Annotated in this window: 19 protein-coding genes; all 19 read right to left on the bottom strand. The window is 42.9% G+C overall.

The features are described from left to right. Positions 1-28: 28 nt before the first annotated feature. The 19 genes from ACXHJ1_RS09300 to ACXHJ1_RS09210 all read right to left on the bottom strand — a co-directional run bounded on the left by ACXHJ1_RS09300 (position 29) and on the right by ACXHJ1_RS09210 (position 18,526). Positions 29-367 carry a hypothetical protein gene (locus tag ACXHJ1_RS09300; RefSeq protein WP_167437851.1) on the bottom strand — a complete coding sequence of 113 codons (339 nt, stop codon included), beginning with the start codon at positions 365-367 and terminating at the stop codon, positions 29-31. Further along, the gene (fliS, locus tag ACXHJ1_RS09295; protein WP_107733841.1) at positions 364-753 is read right to left on the bottom strand and encodes a flagellar export chaperone FliS; all 390 of its coding nucleotides are present in this window, start codon (positions 751-753) and stop codon (positions 364-366) included. Before fliS ends, ACXHJ1_RS09300 begins: the two co-directional genes overlap by 4 nt. Before the next feature lie 30 nt (positions 754-783). After that, positions 784-2,262, bottom strand: a complete 1,479-nt coding sequence (gene fliD, locus ACXHJ1_RS09290; protein WP_107733840.1) for a flagellar filament capping protein FliD — start codon at positions 2,260-2,262, stop codon at positions 784-786. 18 nt (positions 2,263-2,280) lie between these two features. Then, the gene (locus ACXHJ1_RS09285; protein WP_243208167.1) at positions 2,281-2,643 is read right to left on the bottom strand and encodes a flagellar protein FlaG; all 363 of its coding nucleotides are present in this window, start codon (positions 2,641-2,643) and stop codon (positions 2,281-2,283) included. Between the two features lie 147 nt (positions 2,644-2,790). Then, positions 2,791-3,561 (bottom strand): flagellin N-terminal helical domain-containing protein, encoded by a 771-nt coding sequence (locus tag ACXHJ1_RS09280; protein ID WP_107733839.1) that lies wholly within the window; start codon positions 3,559-3,561, stop codon positions 2,791-2,793. A 186-nt stretch (positions 3,562-3,747) separates the two neighbouring features. Further along, entirely contained in the window at positions 3,748-3,984 is a 237-nt protein-coding gene (csrA, locus tag ACXHJ1_RS09275; protein ID WP_058710896.1) for a carbon storage regulator CsrA, read from the bottom strand. Beyond that, positions 3,984-4,427, bottom strand: a complete 444-nt coding sequence (locus tag ACXHJ1_RS09270) for a flagellar assembly protein FliW (RefSeq protein ID WP_107733838.1) — start codon at positions 4,425-4,427, stop codon at positions 3,984-3,986. The genes csrA and ACXHJ1_RS09270 overlap by 1 nt, the downstream gene beginning before the upstream one ends. A gap of 83 nt (positions 4,428-4,510) precedes the next feature. Further along, the gene (gene flgL / locus ACXHJ1_RS09265) at positions 4,511-5,419 is read right to left on the bottom strand and encodes a flagellar hook-associated protein FlgL (RefSeq protein WP_107733837.1); all 909 of its coding nucleotides are present in this window, start codon (positions 5,417-5,419) and stop codon (positions 4,511-4,513) included. A gap of 28 nt (positions 5,420-5,447) precedes the next feature. Next, on the bottom strand, positions 5,448-7,028 hold the full coding sequence (gene flgK / locus ACXHJ1_RS09260; protein WP_107733836.1) for a flagellar hook-associated protein FlgK: 1,581 nt from the start codon (positions 7,026-7,028) through the stop codon (positions 5,448-5,450). 15 nt (positions 7,029-7,043) lie between these two features. After that, on the bottom strand, positions 7,044-7,544 hold the full coding sequence (locus ACXHJ1_RS09255; protein WP_430209047.1) for a flagellar protein FlgN: 501 nt from the start codon (positions 7,542-7,544) through the stop codon (positions 7,044-7,046). A gap of 10 nt (positions 7,545-7,554) precedes the next feature. After that, entirely contained in the window at positions 7,555-7,830 is a 276-nt protein-coding gene (gene flgM, locus ACXHJ1_RS09250; protein ID WP_016822917.1) for a flagellar biosynthesis anti-sigma factor FlgM, read from the bottom strand. A 196-nt stretch (positions 7,831-8,026) separates the two neighbouring features. Beyond that, complete coding sequence (locus tag ACXHJ1_RS09245; protein WP_019688798.1) at positions 8,027-8,437, bottom strand: TIGR03826 family flagellar region protein; 411 nt, start codon at positions 8,435-8,437, stop codon at positions 8,027-8,029. A 741-nt stretch (positions 8,438-9,178) separates the two neighbouring features. Further along, entirely contained in the window at positions 9,179-9,646 is a 468-nt protein-coding gene (locus tag ACXHJ1_RS09240) for a LysM peptidoglycan-binding domain-containing protein (protein WP_107733833.1), read from the bottom strand. 383 nt (positions 9,647-10,029) lie between these two features. After that, positions 10,030-10,593, bottom strand: coding sequence for a ComF family protein (locus ACXHJ1_RS09235; RefSeq protein WP_290402581.1), 564 nt, complete (start codon positions 10,591-10,593; stop codon positions 10,030-10,032). A gap of 350 nt (positions 10,594-10,943) precedes the next feature. After that, on the bottom strand, positions 10,944-13,064 hold the full coding sequence (locus ACXHJ1_RS09230) for a DEAD/DEAH box helicase (protein ID WP_457905989.1): 2,121 nt from the start codon (positions 13,062-13,064) through the stop codon (positions 10,944-10,946). 201 nt (positions 13,065-13,265) lie between these two features. After that, positions 13,266-13,706 carry a hypothetical protein gene (locus ACXHJ1_RS09225; RefSeq protein ID WP_017427118.1) on the bottom strand — a complete coding sequence of 147 codons (441 nt, stop codon included), beginning with the start codon at positions 13,704-13,706 and terminating at the stop codon, positions 13,266-13,268. Between the two features lie 167 nt (positions 13,707-13,873). Continuing rightward, positions 13,874-14,596, bottom strand: a complete 723-nt coding sequence (locus ACXHJ1_RS09220; RefSeq protein ID WP_013373401.1) for a response regulator — start codon at positions 14,594-14,596, stop codon at positions 13,874-13,876. A 4-nt stretch (positions 14,597-14,600) separates the two neighbouring features. Then, positions 14,601-15,761, bottom strand: a complete 1,161-nt coding sequence (locus tag ACXHJ1_RS09215) for a sensor histidine kinase (RefSeq protein WP_013373402.1) — start codon at positions 15,759-15,761, stop codon at positions 14,601-14,603. 47 nt (positions 15,762-15,808) lie between these two features. Further along, on the bottom strand, positions 15,809-18,526 hold the full coding sequence (locus ACXHJ1_RS09210) for a stalk domain-containing protein (RefSeq protein WP_457905988.1): 2,718 nt from the start codon (positions 18,524-18,526) through the stop codon (positions 15,809-15,811). Positions 18,527-18,571 lie beyond the last annotated feature (45 nt).

Genomic DNA, 18,571 nt, shown 5'->3' with positions numbered 1-18,571 from the left:
CTTTACCAACCCTATTCTGATCCTATAATTAATTCCTCTTGTCAAAAAACAAACTGTCTGGTGTATATTTGGCATTGTATGCTGCCTGTTGATCTTGAATTGTCCCTTTTTTTGCAAGCCATTCACTAGCTTCTACTTTAAAACTCTCCATCTTGGAAAGAATAGCTTCGTCGAAAACAGTAAGTTGCTGTATTCGTTTTTTATCTGTCTCAGTAAGTTTTTGTTGATTAGAAATGATTTTAAGGGAAATTTTTTCTCTTTGATCTGCATACTGGCTTAATTCCATGTAACTGACTCGGTGAATTCGCTCAATCAGCTCTATTGTGGCCCTTTCCAGTTGGGTTACATATTCCTGAACAGCACTCATTCAATCGACTCTACATTATGATTTAGTGATTTTATAGCTGTATCCCAAGCGCCTCTTAATTCTGTTAAATGGGAAATGACTTCTTCCGCAGGTATCACATTCTTTTTCAAGTTAGCATTGATGAGCTGGTGAAGCATGTACTCGTACACTTGGTAAAGAGTGGCGGAAATCGGATAATCATGATTTAAAGCAGCAATAAGTTCATTGATAACGGCCTGTGCTTTACACAAGTTCGTATTGGCTTTTTCATGATCCGTTTCCTCTATTCCTTTAATTCCCATTCGTATAAAGCGAATCGCTCCATCATACAGCATTAGCAACAGTTGGCCCGGTGAAGCTGTTTGCAATTGCGCTTGTTGATACTTTTGGTAGGGTGAATTAATCAATTCTAGATCTCTCCCTTGGAAAATTTGGTGTTAACTAAACATACTTGAAAGACTGGATGACGTGCTGTTGTATTTGTTCATAGCCGTTTCCATAGCAGTGAATTGCTGATAATAACGTGTTTCTATCATTGTAAGCCTATCTTGTAAAGCATCAATCCGCTTATCATAATCTGATAACTGGTCGCCTATTTGACTCTTTGGCTGGAAAGCTGCTGTTAAATCAGAACTGACTTTAGAGGTTCCAGCCTTATCCGCCAAACTTTGAAGAGCACCTTGATTAGTCTTCTTCAGCCGGCTGAATATACCATCCGAACCAGTATAGTTTGTTGAAGAAGAAGTATCCGTCTGGCCAAACAAAGCAGTTACGTTTTCAGGAGTGGTTTCCAAAGCCGCACGTAACTTCTTCTCGTCTACGTATAGTTTCCCTTTTTCACTATAGGTACCGGTTGTAATTCCGATCTGAGTCAAATTTATTTTCTCGCCACTCGGTAGAACTACATCTGTAATAATCGCTGATCTCATATCACTAAGTGTTTTGTCTACAATAGAATCATTTTTGAGCATACCACTCTTGGCTTTGCTTTCCCAGAGTGTAATCTCGTCTTCCTTCATGTCCTTTCTCTGGTCACTGGTCAACGGTAAATATTTACGATAACGTTCTTCACTTGTTTTTTGGTTTAATGTCGAAAGTGTATCATTATACGCCTCAACAAAAGATTTTATAGTGTTAACCATTGCGTCAACATCCTGTGAAACTTCAATTTGTGTTGACTGTCCTGTCGGTGTAGTTCCATTTAAACTGATTTCGACACCATTAACTGTGAAACGATTTGAAGTCTGTTCTGTTGTTAGACCATTAATTTCAACAATTGCATTTTTTCCTTTTACGACATTAGCTGTTTTGAGTCCGAAGCTTTGTTCAAGGAGTTCTCCACTTAATGTAATATCATTATTTCCTGTATTCTTATTAGTCAAAGAAATTTTACCAGATGAGGCATCATATACAGCGGTCACACCAGCTTTTGTGCTCCCGTTAATTTTGGAAATCAATGAATCGATTGTATCGTCTGAAGTGAAATTTATAGTATCGGATCCGACAGTAATACTATTCTCATTACCCGTGTATATATCTGACAGCTTTGTAGTACCAGGAGAGGCAACTACTGTTCCTCCAGAAGATACAACATTAGAAGCAGTCGCCAGATTAGTAACCTTGACATTTAATACAGAGTTCACAGATGCTCCAGTTGCTGTGGCAGTGAGCACATTAGAAGCTCCAGTAACGGTTGCTTTTTTTGAATCGATAGCGCTACTAAAACTAAAATTTGTTAATTTTTCATTAAAAGTGACTAATTTCGTACTTACTTGGCGGTATCCATCACGCTTCCATTCTGTCAGTTGCTTTTGCTGGTTCAGTTTGTTTAATGGAATACTTTCAGCAGTCATTAACTTTTTGACCATTGAATCAATATCCATTCCTGATGCCAAACCACTAATTCTCATTGTCATAACTAATCCTCCTGAATGTTAAGCTTTTTTATCAATAATAAGCCCGTTCATTTCCATTAAATTTGCCGCTACATCAAGAAGCTTTTCTCGGGGGACTTCCCGAATTAAATCACCTGTCTGTTTATCAAAGACCTTGATCATTATTGCGTGGGTCTCCTTGTGAATGGAAATCTCAAACTTTTTTTCCGGCCCCTGCACAGCTCTAATTACCTTTTCTAATTGCTGAATTGCTTTTTCTTCTTCACTAGACAATCTCTCGACCGATTGATTAACATTTTGCTGATTTATAGCTATAATTGATGGTTCATCTGCGACACCCTTAGGTGAGATAGATATCGCCTGTCCTGGTATTGGGCCAAGACCAGAAATACTATTATCCACAACTTACCCCCCTTATCGTGCTGAAGCATCATCAAGAACGTTTTTAGTTTTAATACTCTTTATATCGGAAAATAAGTGCTAATTATGAAGGGAATAACAAAAAAGAGACCTTGAAAATCAAGGTCTCTTCTAAGGAAAAAGTATAGATTAACGAAGTACAGACAAAATACCTTGTGGAGCAGAGTTTGCTTGTGCCAGCATGGATTGGGAAGCTTGCAGCAAGATGTTGTTTTTGGACAAGGAAACCATTTCTTTAGCCATATCTGTATCACGGATACGGGATTCAGCAGCAGTCAGGTTTTCTACTGTAGTACCAATGTTGTTGGAAGTGTACTCCAGACGGTTTTGCACAGCACCCAGTTTAGCACGTTCTGTGGAAACGGCTTTGATCGAATCCTCCACTTCAGACAGTGTTGTTGTAGAATCCAAACCACTGAAAGATGTAGTTGTAATAGAAGCAATAACAATAGTACTGGAAGCTTTATCATTAACTGTAATGCTTGCACCAGCGGTAATCGTGATACCATTGAAGGTAGTTTTAGTCATGATTTCGTCAATTTGGGCACCCAATTGATCCAACTCTTGACCGATATTATCTTTATCGTTAGTACTGTAAGTTCCGCTCGCTTTTTGAACGTTCAATTCTTTCATACGAGTCAGCATGGAGGATACTTCATTCATTGCGCCCTCAGCAGTTTGTACGAAAGAGATGCCGTCTTGAGCATTACGTTGAGCTTGCTCCAGACCACGGATTTGACCACGCATGGATTCGGAGATGGACAAGCCAGCAGCGTCATCAGCAGCACGGTTGATGCGCAGACCGGAAGACAGTTTCTCCATATTTTTACTTGCTGCATTTGTGTTCAGACCCATGTTGCGGTGTGTATTCAATGCCGGAATATTGTGGTTGATAATCATTGTAAATTTCCTCCCTGAAATGGTTTAATGCCCACATCCTTGTGGTATGAACGTCTTCACAGGTCGGCCGCCCTGAAGAATTACCGTTCTACAATATATATCGACCTCTCGCACAAAATTGTTTATAGCATTTCAAAATTTTATTCAGTAATCTTCCAATATTAATTGGACATATTCATTTTTTCACTAATTTTTGCTTCTCTCTCCCATTTCTAACATGGCATTCTTAAGAGCTTCAAGGTCCATAACTGCGTTTTGATTGTTATCCTGAATTGCATCAAAAATTTCTTTGCGATATATATCTATATCTTTTGGTGCTGATATACCTAACTTTACGTTATCACCTTCAACAGATAATACAGTTATAACAATGTCATTATGGATTACAACGGACTCACCTTTTTTACGGGATAAAACAAGCACTAAGATTCACCACCCTGCTCTTCATGTGTTGGCTTCGGCCACAATGCATCTCTTGTAGTATAATCAGTATGTTGTAAAACAATTTGTTTGCCAATAGACTTCTCTACATTGAAAATTAAAGGTGCAAGCAAGTTGACTGTTACTTTTTCCCTATTACTATGCCAAGTCACAATACAGCGAACTTCAATCTGCTCTCGATCTGTCACACCGATATCTGCAAGTGTATCATTGGATAGTTCAAACTCATAATCAGATACAAAATCAAATGGATTGATTGTAATAAACGTGACTGTCGCCTCTTCTACGGCGCTCAAAATACTGAATAATTCATTATGCTCTTGTAGCTTATATTCATGTAAATGCTCAAAACCGGGTAATCCCTTCGGAAAAACAAAAACCGCTTCTTCATCACGACATCTTATTCCATTCAATTTCCGGGTCATTTCTTATCCTCCTTAAAAATCAACAAAAGAGCTACGGATTTCCATCCATAGCTCTACAGTACTAATGTCAAAGATTCTAAAGGCTAACGCATAAAATCCATTAAAGAAGGTTGCATGATCTGAGCAGATGATTTCAAGGCTGCCTCATAAATAGTTTGGGCCGAGGTTGCCTGAATCATCAAACTTGCAATATCAGCATCCTCAGTTTTAGATTGCAAGGTTGTTAAATTCAGATTTCTATCATCCAAACGAGATTGCACAAGTTGTACACGGTTTGTCCGTGCACCAACCTCAGACAAACTAGCCTGCATTTTTGTAAAACGCGATTCAATATTAGCAGACTGGACACTAATAGCGCTATAGTTACCAGTTGTTAAAGCGGCGCTCAAGTTGTCCATAACTTTAAAAACATTATCCGCATCCGTTGAAGCTCCAAAAAATTCACTCCCAGGTGTATTTACCTGAAATGTGGATTGATCCCCTATTGCATAATTTACAGCACCTTGATCTGTATCAATTTGGTCATAACTAGTCGTGGTACTGGTGAGTTCATAGGGGGCCTGATCATATTTTTGGCCATTAAAAATATACTTACCACGGATTTGGCTGTTTCCAATATTGGTCATTTGTTCCTTAAGCTGATCGACCTCCAACTTAATTGCATCGAGTCCAGATTGAGGAACCGTTTCACTCGAGGCTTGAACCGTCAGTTCCTTTAACCGTTTCATGACATCTCCAGCCTGCTGCATAGTAGAGTCGGTAAAATCTAACCAACTCACGGCTGCATCTGCATTGCTGGAGTATTGCTCATTAGAAGCTAACTCAGATCTATACCGAAGGGCATAAGTTACACCTACAGGATCATCTGAAGGTTTATTGAGCTTACGTCCGGTTGTGATTTGGTTTTCCATTTTATTCATATTGCTGTAGTTACGGTTCAGGTTATTGAGCGTTTGCATGCTCATCATCCCCGAGGTTACTCGAATCGCCATACGCTACCTCCTACTAACAAAAATAGAATTAGAGTCCTACACGGCCTGTACTATTAATTAGCTTGTCCAACAGCTGATCGAATGTCGTCATAAAACGAGAAGACGCACTATAAGCATGCTGAAATTTGATCAGATTGGACATCTCCTCATCCAGAGACACTCCGCTGACAGATTGTCTACTTAAATCTACTTGCTCCGTCAGGAGCTGCGCATTCTGTGATTGACGTTCCGCTTCCTGAGTCTGAACCCCAAGCTGCCCGACAATAGAGCTAAAGTAGTCATCCACTGACGTTGGATTGGATAAAGCCGCTCCAAAATCAAACTTTACATTCTTCAAGTTAGCCATAGCCATAGCCAAAGCATTGTTCCCGAGTATCACCTTCTCACCGGTCGTACCCGTTCCGTCTACCCGCATTGAAGTTGCAATTTTATTAGGGTCATTTTGTATGTCAGGATTTAACGTAATATTACCAGCTGTAATCGCAGCACCATCTTTAGAGGTGAAAAAGGCATCCCCTTTAGTAGGAGTTGTGCCACTAATTGTATAACCCAACTGATGAAGGCCATTGATCCCTTGGACGGTAACTTTCAAATCGCTTGTTAAAGTCCGGTTATTATTTGCATTAGAGTAGGTAACCGCTGTATTATTCGGTCCTGTATTCAACACCGTTCCTTCAGGAAGCACAGTACCTTTAGGAAGGGTCACTTCAATATTTCCATTAGCCAGTGTATTCGCCAATTGATTCATCTGATTTTTGTAATCCGCAACATATCTGTCACGTGACAATACCATTCCGTAAACTTCGCCGCCAGTCAAGGTGCCACCTGTAAAAGCAGCCTGAAGGCCGTCTGCAGTTACTGGAGTAAGTTCGCTACCAGTTACAACCATTTGTCCGGCTACCGTTACTTGATATCCGTTATCTAATTGGGTAACTTGCACGTTAGCTAGTTTAGACAACTTATCAATCGCATAATCTCGCTGGTCTCTTAAATCATTTGGATTATCCCCTAAAGACTCCAACTTGGTAATATTGCCGTTTAAATCTGCTACAGATTGCAGAAGAGAATTCATTTCTGTTGTTTTTAAAGTAATATTACTAGTTAAATCTGTCTCCAGCGCATCAAGCTGCTTACTTGTTTGATTCAAGGCATCCGTTAAAGCCAACGTAGTTTCTTTAACAATCTTACGGTTAGTTACGTCCTGAGGATCTTGGCTTAAATCCGACCAAGCATTCCAAAAATTGTCCATTACTTTTCGCATACCTGTGTCAGAAGGCTCATTCATAATCGTCTCGAGCTTATTCAAAGTATCGTAGCGGATACTCCATCCACCTAAAGAGGAGTTTTCATTACGATATTGGTCATCTAAAAACGTCTGACGAACACGCTCAATAGCAGTGAATTCTACCCCTGTGCCCATTTGACCTCGTACAACAGAACGGTTCAAACCATAAGCTTCCATAGATTCTGAAGCCTTCATACTAACCACTTGTCTGGAGTAACCCGCTGTGTTGGCATTTGAGATATTGTGTCCAGTTGTATTTAATGCCGCCGTTTGTGTATTCAAGCTTCTTTTTGCTGTTTCTATACCATGAAATGTTGAGACCATATTTTCCTCCTTCAATTAGGCGCGTGTATCAAATAGTCCCGCCCGTACAGCTGATGTGCTTTTGTCAGCTGGACGCTGATAAACCGCTTCAGATTCCGCATAATATGACATACTCTCAATGGAAAAATCAATATAGGAAAGCGCCTGTTTTATGAGCTGTTGATTCAACTCATTTAATTTTTTCAATTCTCCAAGCGTATCTGCAAGATTTTTTTGAATTTGAAGGAGGCGCTGCTTATCTTCTATATCGAACACAAGACGAGACAACTCCGTAATATTAAGATTCAACTTGGATTTAATACCACGTTCCTGCAAAAATTCATACGCTGCCTGCAGGCGTTGTTCATCCAGCTGTTCAATGTGTCTGGACATCTTCGATTCCTGATTCATGACTTGTATGAGTTGCTCAACCTTATTTGATATCAGTGCTTCTTTTTTCTGAGTTCCTAATGCAATCAACTGCTCGTGCGCCTCTCTAAGCTGCTCCAGCGCATCCATCAAACGCTCTAAAGGCATATTCCTTCACCTAACTTTCGGAAGACTGCTTAAAGAAAGGTAATAGCTTCTCTGCAATTTTATCGGCATCCACACGATAGGTTCCAGAAGCTACTTGCTGCTTAAGCTCCTGAATTTTCTTAACGCGGTCTGCATCACTGCTGCGGTTCAGCATTTCCATTGCTTCTGGAGAAATGGAAACCTCGTCCTTACGGCGCGACTTCTTAAGCTCCTCCTGGCGTCCTGTTTCAATATTTCGCTGATATGGATTAATAGCTCCGATGCGGTTGGTCTCGTTAATTTTCATAACTTCCACCTTCCTTAAGTTATTTGATATGGTCAGAATGTATCAGACGACATAGCGTCGAACATGGTTCGTATTATGCCTTACTTCTTTATTTTGGGCATGGTTGCTAAAATAAAAAAACCGATAAGCTCTATAAAGATTATCGGCGGTATTTGAAACTTTTTGAATAGCTGAATGCGTATTTAATTCCCCTGTACTAGTTTCCGCGAAGTTTATCAATCGCGCTGTAGGTACCTGAGCCCATATTATTACTTTGATCCTGATTACTACTTTCGCGTATGGCCTGATTCAGGTCTTTAGTCAGACGTGTTCGACAAGAATCGCACATATGCCCTTCACGAATCGGTATCCCGCATACCTCGCAAGGATACGTCATATTGGGCGCATTAGCAATGGAAATACGTCCCTCACGTATAAATGTCGTGATCTGCTTAACAGAGACACCTGTAGCTTCCGAAAGTTCATGCATATGAATACCTTTATTCTCACGTATATGTTTGACACACTGTTCGTATTCAACCTCAATTTCTTTAATACAGTTCTGACAGATTCCCCTAACATTCATAATAAACAGCTTTCCACAGCGAGGACAGTTATCCAAGTTCATCCTCTGTAGCGCCCCTTTCCAATTTCCGGTCTTTTAATTGCTTTTATCCTTACATTACCTTATAGCGAAGAGCCCCGTCTATCAAATATTTCAAAAAAAGTTTTTTAGATTTAACACAACTCCACATTTCGTACGTTATCATAGTAAAAGCTATAATAGGGGAAGATTCAACGGACAAAAATCCTCCCATTTCTATGTACATTAATATGCAACAACATAAAATGCAGAGGCAAATAAGCCCTTCTAATCCAGCCTATTACATGTGAGTATTTATCGTCAAACATTACTCCGTACTTTAGAGAAAAAAATAAAATAAGCGCCATTCCAGTTATTCTCGGGAATAGCGCTTCATTATCATTAAACAGCTATATATGAATATGGTTAAAATGTAGAAATAAAATGAGGGAAAAACCGGGCGAAACAATCCTCAGAAGAATTCATGTTCACCTGTGCCCCGAATACAATCAAGAAAATGCTATAAATCCGGGGGATCGGCGTCCATACGAATGCTCCGCACATGGAGTGTGGGTATTCATAAATCTCATACACCTAACATCATTTCAACTTATAAGCTATCTGAAATTAAGCTAGATGTACCATTGGAAATTTGCAGCCCAAAAAAACAAACGACTTTACAAATAATTATTCAAAAAAGCATTGTTTTAATAGAGGCCTTCCCGTATACTATAGTCAAAAGCTTGGTTTAATAAATACATTTTATACAACAGTTTATAATGTTTATTATTTATTTGTGTTTGTTTGTGGTACTTGCAGTTCTTGGCCAACTTTTACCAGATTGTTGATTTTAACCAGTTCTTCAACAGTTACACCGTATTTTTCAGCAATAGAAGCCAGTGTGTCGCCGTCTTGAACATTAACAGTAATTGTTTTTACAGTTGTTGCTGGTGTTTCAGTTGTAGTTGTTGCTGGTTTTGTAGTTGTTGTTTGGTTGTTGTTCTCAGTTGTTGTTTGAGTCGGTGCTGTAGTTGTATTTTCAGTAGTTTCAGTTCCGTAAACTTTTGCTTCGAATGCTTTTTGCGCTGCTTCTTGCTGTTGAATGATCAGTTGTTCTTCAAATTGATCTTTATTTTGGTCTGAGTTGGATCTCGCTAATACTTGACCTGTAGCAAGTGGACTCAACAAAGATACTGCACCTAAGCTAACTGCCAACATGCTAGAAACTGCTACTTTTTTCATTACGTTTTTCATGATTTTGTTCTCTCCTCTTTTTAGCTTTAAATTTTAATTAACTGCTTTACTACTGAGCGAGACACTCCCAATGTCCGCTCTTTTGTCGTTAGCTGATCACTTATTACCAATCATGTTAGCTATCAACAGATAGAAATTGTACTCCTCTTTTCCAAAAAAATCAACCTCTAAATTGAAATATTCTGATTTCATCCCTCACTTCCTAACTTTTTGTTCGTCTCTATATTTTTATTATATACCTCTCTCTAGCTTGTTGTCAAATTCTGCTGATTGTACGGATTAAAAGGCTTCGGCCCTATCATTTGATCCTTCTTTCAAAAGAACTATAACCTTTTTTTCATAGTTTCAAGCATAAAATTATGGAATATAATAGAAATTTAGACTCACGATCTCGCTAGAGTCAGGCAAAAGATAGCCAAATGTACTCCTCGTTCTAATGCCTTTTCTCTCAAAACACGTGCACACGCCTGCAATGTACTCCCCGTTGTATAAATATCATCTACAAGCAAAATTGTAACGGAATGCATATGCTCCATTGCACGTTGAGATTCAGCTTTTAAAGTAAAGGATTTCATCAAATTCATCATATTGGGGTGAACAGAAAATGCATTATTCATTGTATTCATGCGTTCATTTTTTGATTTAAAGCTTTGCTTGCCTGTATCTTGCGGGCGAACAAGTAAAGGTAGAAAGGGGAGCTTATTTCGCTTTGCAATCTCTTCTGCCAAAATTTCAGCCTGATTAAAGCCACGCTCTGTCAGCCTCTTTTCACTTACCGGGACACAGGTCACTATATCTACATCCCACAAAGATTGCTTGAAACGATTACATTTATGACCTGCAAACTCATGTCTCATCGCCTGATAGGCACGGTTCATGATTTCGCCCAGCAGGGGGCCAAACTTTTCATTGCCGCGGTATTTAAACTGTCCAATCCATTCTTTCATCCTCGGCGTATAACTGGTTGCACTCCGATTACATACATAATAACGCACTAATCGGTCGGGCCTGACGCAATCTGGACAAGACGTCGGACGTCCACAATGTGCACAACGAATGTTGTAAACCCAAGAAATTTGGGTCGAGCAATGAGTACAAAGCCCAGTAAATTCGGAAAAATGACCTGTGAGAGTGCCGCAAGCAACACATGTTTGCGACTGACGATGGAATAACCAATTCAAAAACAAACGGGTTCTTGGAATCATCCCCATACCAAAATGCACCTTTCTTGGTAGTTTACGTACCAACATTGTTTCAGGTTTCACATTTCCAAAAAAACTTTTTTTATTTAATGCATTTAGTGCTTCACCAATTTCAGATATCCTTTTTTCCGAGCCAGTGCATTCATACGTTTAATCTGTTTAATCGCTCTCTTTTGACCACTAGTCCATTGAGGAGATATAAAAATAACACTACCACATGGGTCATCCTTAGATCTTCCCGCGCGGCCAGCCATTTGGACAAGGGATGCTTCATCAAAAAGACTGCTGTCCGCGTCTAGTACATACACATCACTCCGCGGAACAGTCACTCCCCGCTCCAAAATAGTGGTTGTAACCAGCACACGTATTTCAGTAGCCCGAAATAAACGCACCTTAGTGGTTCGTTCTTCATCCTGCGATGAGGTGCCGGCGATAGGTATATCAGGAAATTGTCTAATCAGCAGTTCCACAAGGCCTTGAATATGTGAGATTCGTGTCACAAATAGAAAGACCTGCGCCCCCCGTTGAATGGATACGTTTAGGCGCTGAACAAATGAAGCAGGAAGCTGACCTTTTTGCAGCCACTGATGCACTGGAGGAGTCCCCAAACGAATTGGGACAGGTAGGGGATGACGATGAAAACGAACGGGAACCTTGGCATGTGGCAGTTGACCACGTGCAGCCTCTTTCTGCAAGGGGCGCGGTGGCGTAGCAGACAAATAAATAAACTTTCCTTCCCGCTTACATACTGCTTGGGCAGCAAAGGCAAGCATTGGATCATTGTGATAAGGAAATGCATCAATCTCGTCAATTACAACCAAATCAAAAGAGTGGCGATAACGCAACAGCTGATGTGTTGTTGCCAGTGTCAGTTGTCCCCTTTGCCACCGTTCTGCACTCCCTCCATAAAGCGTCACCATGCTAACCTGGGGAAACGCAACTGCCAAGCGAGGTGCCAATTCCAATACCACATCACGGCGCGGTGTTGCTACGAGCGCTGTCCCTCCGCGCTCCAACACATGCTGTAAAAGCGGAAACATCATTTCCGTCTTGCCCGCGCCAGTCACGGCCCAGAGCAGAAATCGTTCGGCCGCAGAATCGGGTACTTGCCGGCCAGCAATCTCCCAAGCACGCTCGCCAGATTTGGGCGATGACTGCTCGTTGAGGGCAAGAGTGCTGCCATGCGCAGCGGCAGCACCTAATTCCTGGCGCGCACGCATGCTGCGCCGGAATAATTCGCGCGCTCGTTGCCATTGGCCTACCGGGTGAGAGCATTTTCGCACCCCTCCGGGTGGTGCGGCCAAAAAGCACAGCGCTGCTTCGGCGGCGGCACGTTGCGCAGGGCTCAGCCCCCAGCGGTCGAGATTCGTCGCCGGGGTTGCCTCTGCCGTGCGCGGTATGGTAGGTTTCGCTGTACCGCGCAGCAGCAGCGAGCACTCACGGCTGCGCCCAAGCGTGAGACATGTCTCGCAGTAGGCGCACGCCTTACGACCGCACGATGCGCAGCTTGTGCGGTGGATCTTTTCGCTGCCACAACGGTTGCAGCGGAGTTCCTGTCTACGCGCGGCAGACCAGCGCGCACGTGGTGCTGGAGCCAGACCAGCAGCAAAGCTGAGTCGGCCTTGCAGATATGCAAGTTGCGCAGCTGAACGCCAAGTATGCTCCAAATCCGGGGCTGCCTCTGCTAGCAATGCTTCAGCTTCAGGAACAAGCAACTGGCGTCCTGCCAACAAATGAGTCAGCTCGTTCGCTTGTCGTGTTAAACATTCCATATCCAATCCATTTACTCCCGTGGCGAGCTTCCGGTTTTGAATAGAACGTACAGTTCCTATTGTTTCTTGTTCCTCATTCCCATGTTGAGTGCGTGAAACCCATCCTTGGTGCCGGTCCCAAATGTAAATATTGTCTACTCCTCTAGATAAGACCCGTTCTCCATTAGAAGATTCAAGAACCAACTCATTCTTTAGCTGTGCAAGAGTATAGGCCCACCATTGTCGATCCCCCCACCGCTCCATCTCTGCTAACTCCCTAAATCCTCCACACAGGCTTACTCCCCAAGACAAGGGAAGCTCGTCTCCTAATAACACCCACCTTTCGACATCATTCTCCTGATGCTTATCTTGACACCACCACCATGTCATATCTACTCGAATATCCACAGATAATCGAAGATTCCAATTCCCTTTATATCTGACTGCATATACTGCAATTTTCATCTTTGTTCTCTCCTCTCATTCATCATTGTTCCTAGTTCTTATCACCCTGGAGAACAGCAAAAAAGCACACTTCCATGGCTATTAGCCTGAAGTGTGCTTCACATCAAACAGATTTCAACGAAATCCCTATTGTCTTGCATATGCAACTGTCTATAAATATTTATATCTGATTTTAACCACGATGTCCACAGATCCCTGTCACTAAGGAACAAGTGGGACGCCCGCCAACGGGTTTGCTGTTCTAAGATCAATAACAACCTGTTTTTCACCGCCTGACTTCGGCAAAACCGGGTTCCCCGGTGAAAAACGACATGAGATGACTGAAACATCCATATGACTATAGCGCACCAGCCGGGTCAGAATCGGTAGCGTATCGTCTATAGATTCATCATCCAGTACCGTTACATGTAGCGGCCTCCGGTGTAGCCAGGCAAGGATACTCAATGAACGCATCACCCATTCCACACGATCTCCATCATTGGATGTAATCACAATGTAGCGAGTCGCACGACGATTCAGCGATGTCGTGTGTGCATCTTCGCCATTGTGATAAGCCTGAACCGCCTGTCGTATATACATGAGATGCACGACTGCAGCTCCCACACCGTATATAAGCAATATCCAAACCAAGTGAGCCGTCACGAGGGTTCCACCTCCTCCTATAGCGACAATATATGCCGTATAACAGGAAGAGGTGTCACGGTTATGTACTGGACTTCCATACGAGCGGATATCTCGCTCTAAAAGAGAGGCGGTACAGCATTCATATCTAGGCAGCTGCATCGTCTAATACATGAAAAGACTACACTTTACAGCGTAACCCATCCATATTTGATGGAGTTAATAACTGCTTGTGTACGGTCATCCACTTCCATTTTTTGCAGAATACTGCTGACATGGTTTTTGACCGTTTTCTCGCTAATGAATAAATATTCACCAATCATCTTATTGCTCTTGCCTTCGGCCATCAGACGTAACACTTCTGCTTCACGACGAGTCAGCGGATTATTTTCGCCTGCAACAAACTTCACGCCTGCTTCCTTAGTATGACCTTCCGCCATAGCCCCTGTTTCATTCAGGTAAGTCATCCGACGAAGCTGCTGAATAAGCTTGCCCGTTACCTTCGGATGAATAAATGCATATCCTTCATGTACTGAACGAATAGCATTAATGAGGGACTCGGCTTCCATATCTTTTAACAGATAGCCATTGGCTCCCTTGCGCAACGTCTCGAATACATAGCTTTCATCATCATGAATGGATAAAATGATCACTTTGACATCCGGGAACATCTCCCGTAGTTTTTCAGTTGCCTCTACACCATTTTCAATTGGCATATTAATATCCATCAGAACAATATCCGGTTTCTCTACGTTGCAGAATTCCAACACTTGAATGCCATCGCCACATTCTCCGATGACCTCAATGTCGTCCTCCATATTCAAAATACGTTTAAGTCCTTCACGAAACAACTGATGGTCGTCCGCTAAGAGAACTTTAATGGGTGCATTACTCATTTCCTGATTTTCCATGTTGTTACTCCTTTCCCTTTTCCACGTTGGTTGGGATATGAATCACTATCTTGGTGCCTTGATTCTCAGCTGATTCGATCTCCATTCTCCCCTCGAGCAGTTCAACCCTTTCCCGCATACCAATCAGACCAAAATGCCCATGGTCTTTGCTTTTTTGCTGAAAAAGCTCTGGCTTAAAGCCCAGACCATTATCCTGCACAACAATTTTTACAAGCTGTGCCTGGTAGGTAATCTCCACAAGCACATAGGTAGGGTAAGCATGCTTGGCAGCGTTAGTCAAAGCTTCCTGGATCAGACGGTAAATGGCTGCTTCCATCGCGGAAGAGAGACGGTGTTCCTTGCCCCTTGTTTCAAAAAGCGCTCTAATCTTCGTTTTTTCTTCAAAATCCTGCACATATTTCCGGAGCGTCGGAATAAGCCCCAGGTCATCCAGGGCCATGGGACGCAAGTTGAAAATGACCTTTCGCATTTCTTCAAGACTGGAGCGAACTTGTTTCTTCAAGTCTACTATTTCGTCCTGAACCATCTTAAATTCCTGCTTGGCGATCATTCTTTCCACAATTTCCGTCCTAAGCACTAGATGCGCAAGGAGTTGCGCAGGTCCATCGTGAATTTCACGGGATATGCGCTTACGCTCCTCTTCCTGAGCCAAAATAATTTTCAGACCAATAAACTGCCGATTCTTGGCCGATTCAATGATCCGCGTCACTTGTCCCAATTCACCCGATAAATATTCCAGCACGACCCCCATCTGCGAACCGATAGTTTCGGCCCGCTCGACAGAAGCCTCGACACTTTTGGCCCGCTTTTGAAGATCATCTCTTCTGGCTTTGAGATACATTTCCTTCTCGCGAAAAATCATCACATCGAGTTGAAGCTGTGTCGCCTTCTCATAAGCCTGTTTGATATCCTCTTCCGAGTAACGGACGAAATCACGACTGACCTCAGTCAACCGAATTCGGGACCGCCGATAGTTCATTTCCAGCTGGTCCACTTTTTCGATCGTTTCTGCCGTTTCCTTTAATACGCTCTGAAGCTCTTGATTTAACGTAACCAGTTCGGTCCGGGCCGTGTCCAATATTTCGAACATCTGATATTTGCTGTTCTCCATCACCTGGATGGCATTTTTAATGACTCGGTCTATGATATCGGCTTGAAAGTCCACAAATGTTCTACTCCAATCCTAGCATTTCAAGTATATATCATACCATATCATGACTGGAGGGTGATGGTCTTCGTTTCTTGTTCCCATTTTACAGTCATTCCTAACTGTTCAGACACCAGTCTTAATGGGACTAAAGTCCTGCCTCCCAGTACAATAGGTGCAACTTCAGTGCTCTGACGCTTTCCGTTTAGAATCACTTCTTTTTTTCCTACAGTCAAATCCATCAGCACACCACCGCGCATAATGGTGATCCGCTGATCGCCCGCATTCCATTTGGCTTGTCCGCCAAATGCGTCCAGCACATACTTAATTGGAACATATGTCGAACCATTGCGAGTCATCGGAGCTGCATCAATCGTTGTTGGCGTTCCATTTACCGTCATTGATTTTTGACCGATCGTCATCTGAGCTGTTCCCTTTTTAAGTCCTTCTGTGCCGACCGTCCCCGGTGTATTAAAAGAGATATTATCAAAAGCGACCTTACCTGTCTTAGCGCGCTCATCCTGACCCTCGGCTACATTGACCACATAGAGACGTTTCAGCTTCGCCGGATAGGAAATATTCAAACTGCTCATATCTGCGTTAATCGTTTTCCAGCCGTTCCAGTCAATCACTTTGGCGAGATCAATGTATGCCGTTTTGCCTTGAGCATCCTCCAGCTCCGCACGCAGCCAGTTCAGACTCTTATCCCCTTTGACATCAATCGAGATGGATGTAGCTGCCTGCTCCAACGTCTTCCCGGATGTGCCATTTAATTGAGCGTAAGCATACATTTTGCCACTGCCGTTCGTCATGTCGTAGCTTAGCTCCAGCACTTTGGAATTGGCATGGTCTCCATCCCCTTGTACAACAGCCGCTGTACCGGTAACACCTTCCACATTTGAAGTGAAATCAACCGGATACGAAACATTTTCGAAGTTTTCCCAGTTATTTGTACTTGCCCCGCCAGCGGACAGGAAGACAACCGCACTGAAACCATCGTAGCGACCAATGGCATAGCCTGTTTTCACACCCGCATCCACTGTATTTACCGTAAGCTGATTATCCTTAACGTTTCCCTTAAAGCCGATGAACTCCCATTTGAGCGCATCTGATGTAATGCTGACACTCTGTCCATCTTTCGTCTTGGCCGTTATCGGTACTGCGATTTTAGCTCCTGCAGTAAGCGAGCCTGTCCCACTTCCTGCAGTAAGTGATGAAATTTCATCTGCTCCAAGCACGGTGACCTTGGTTGTCGCACTGGCTGAGCCACTGGATGCAGTTAAAGTAGCAGTTCCCGGTTTGGCCCCCTTCACAACACCGCCGCTCACGGACACAACAGCTGGGTTGCTGGACTTCCACGTCACTTGTACTTTCGAGGTATCAAATGGATTGTAGTAGTTGTCGTAGCCTTTGAAGGAGTAACTTCCGCTCTGACCAATCAGCAGCGTTTTATTGCCCTTGATGGTAAAGCCTCTGAGCGTTCCTTTAGGAGCAGTGGTATATACTCCCACTCCATTTACGATGCTACGTTGCTCTGTACCATATTCTGTATTGAATGTAAGCCCCGCTGTCGTATCTCCCAAATCACGAGTTACCATGGTGGTAGAGCCGCCACCATCGAGGTTCATCCCCTTCCAGACACCAATATCTTTCATCAGTGTTTGCAGCTCGCTCAAGGATACACCAACGCTGTTCCCATTCTTCTCAACGGCGATGACATAGGCATATCGCTTGTCACGGGAATATCCCAAAGCCGTACGCGCACGCGTCCCGCCTATACTTGTCGTACTTCGGGAGAACGAAGTCTTCTGTCCGTCATTTACTAATATGGTATGTCCACCGATCATCATTTGTAGGTTGGAAGGATCTACTTCACTCCCTGTCGATTTGACGCGAAGGTGATAGTTCGTTTCTACAGTCTGTCCCACAGTCAGATGCGCTTTGGCATAATCCGCTGCTTTACCGTGTGTACGCAAAATATAGCCATCCTGCGGAACAGTCATATTCAATGTAGCATTTTCGGAGACTTGCGTAACCACGCCATTTTGTACCAATATTTCAGTAGGCGTTGTCGAACTGTTTTTAGGTCGCTCAATTGCTTTCCAAGCAGATGTATAAATATACATAGCATTGGAGTGACTATAGCTGCTCCCACTCGTCTCAGGCGAGTATGAAGCCTTATTCATCCCTGCCAAAGAGAAGGAAGACCCATCACCAGCTTTTACTGTACCTTCAAAAGTAAATTGCTCAACCATCGGTGAGCCATCCTTCGTTACAGCAAAGGCATACATCCCTGTTAAATCAGAGGGAGTAGACATCAACACCCCTTTGGACACCTGTCCACCGATCGGTGCTCCCTCGCTAGAGGTATTAAAATAATCCCCGTTCACGCCAGCAACCGCACCGGTCTCTTTTGCCATACCGCCTGTACTCTGACGGGTCGTAAACTGTCCGTTCTTCCCAGTCATGACATCCAGCTTTACGTACGGATTTTGCAGGTCTACTCGAACGATATCAGCCAGCGCTGTTCCCTTGGACCCTTTAAAACGATATTTCAATAATGTTGCACCCGAAGTAATGATCTCCTCACCCAATTTTACCGTTGAACCGGAGGCAGCACTCGCGATTGGCGCAGATATCCAATTATTTAACGGGACTAGAACCCCAGTTCCGGCAACCGGACCGACCCATAATACTCCTGCCAGCGTTAAAACAGCCCATCTTTTAGCAATTCCTTTGCCATCTACTTTCACTTTGCTCTGTTTTCTATTACTTAAAAACATTTGGATAATAGCTCCCATCTTCTTTGTATTCAAACGGATTAATCC

It is taken from the genome of Paenibacillus sp. ALE2, assembly GCF_054113385.1.
The sequence above is the reverse complement of the archived record's forward strand: the minus strand, read 5'-3'. Positions and strand labels throughout refer to the sequence as shown.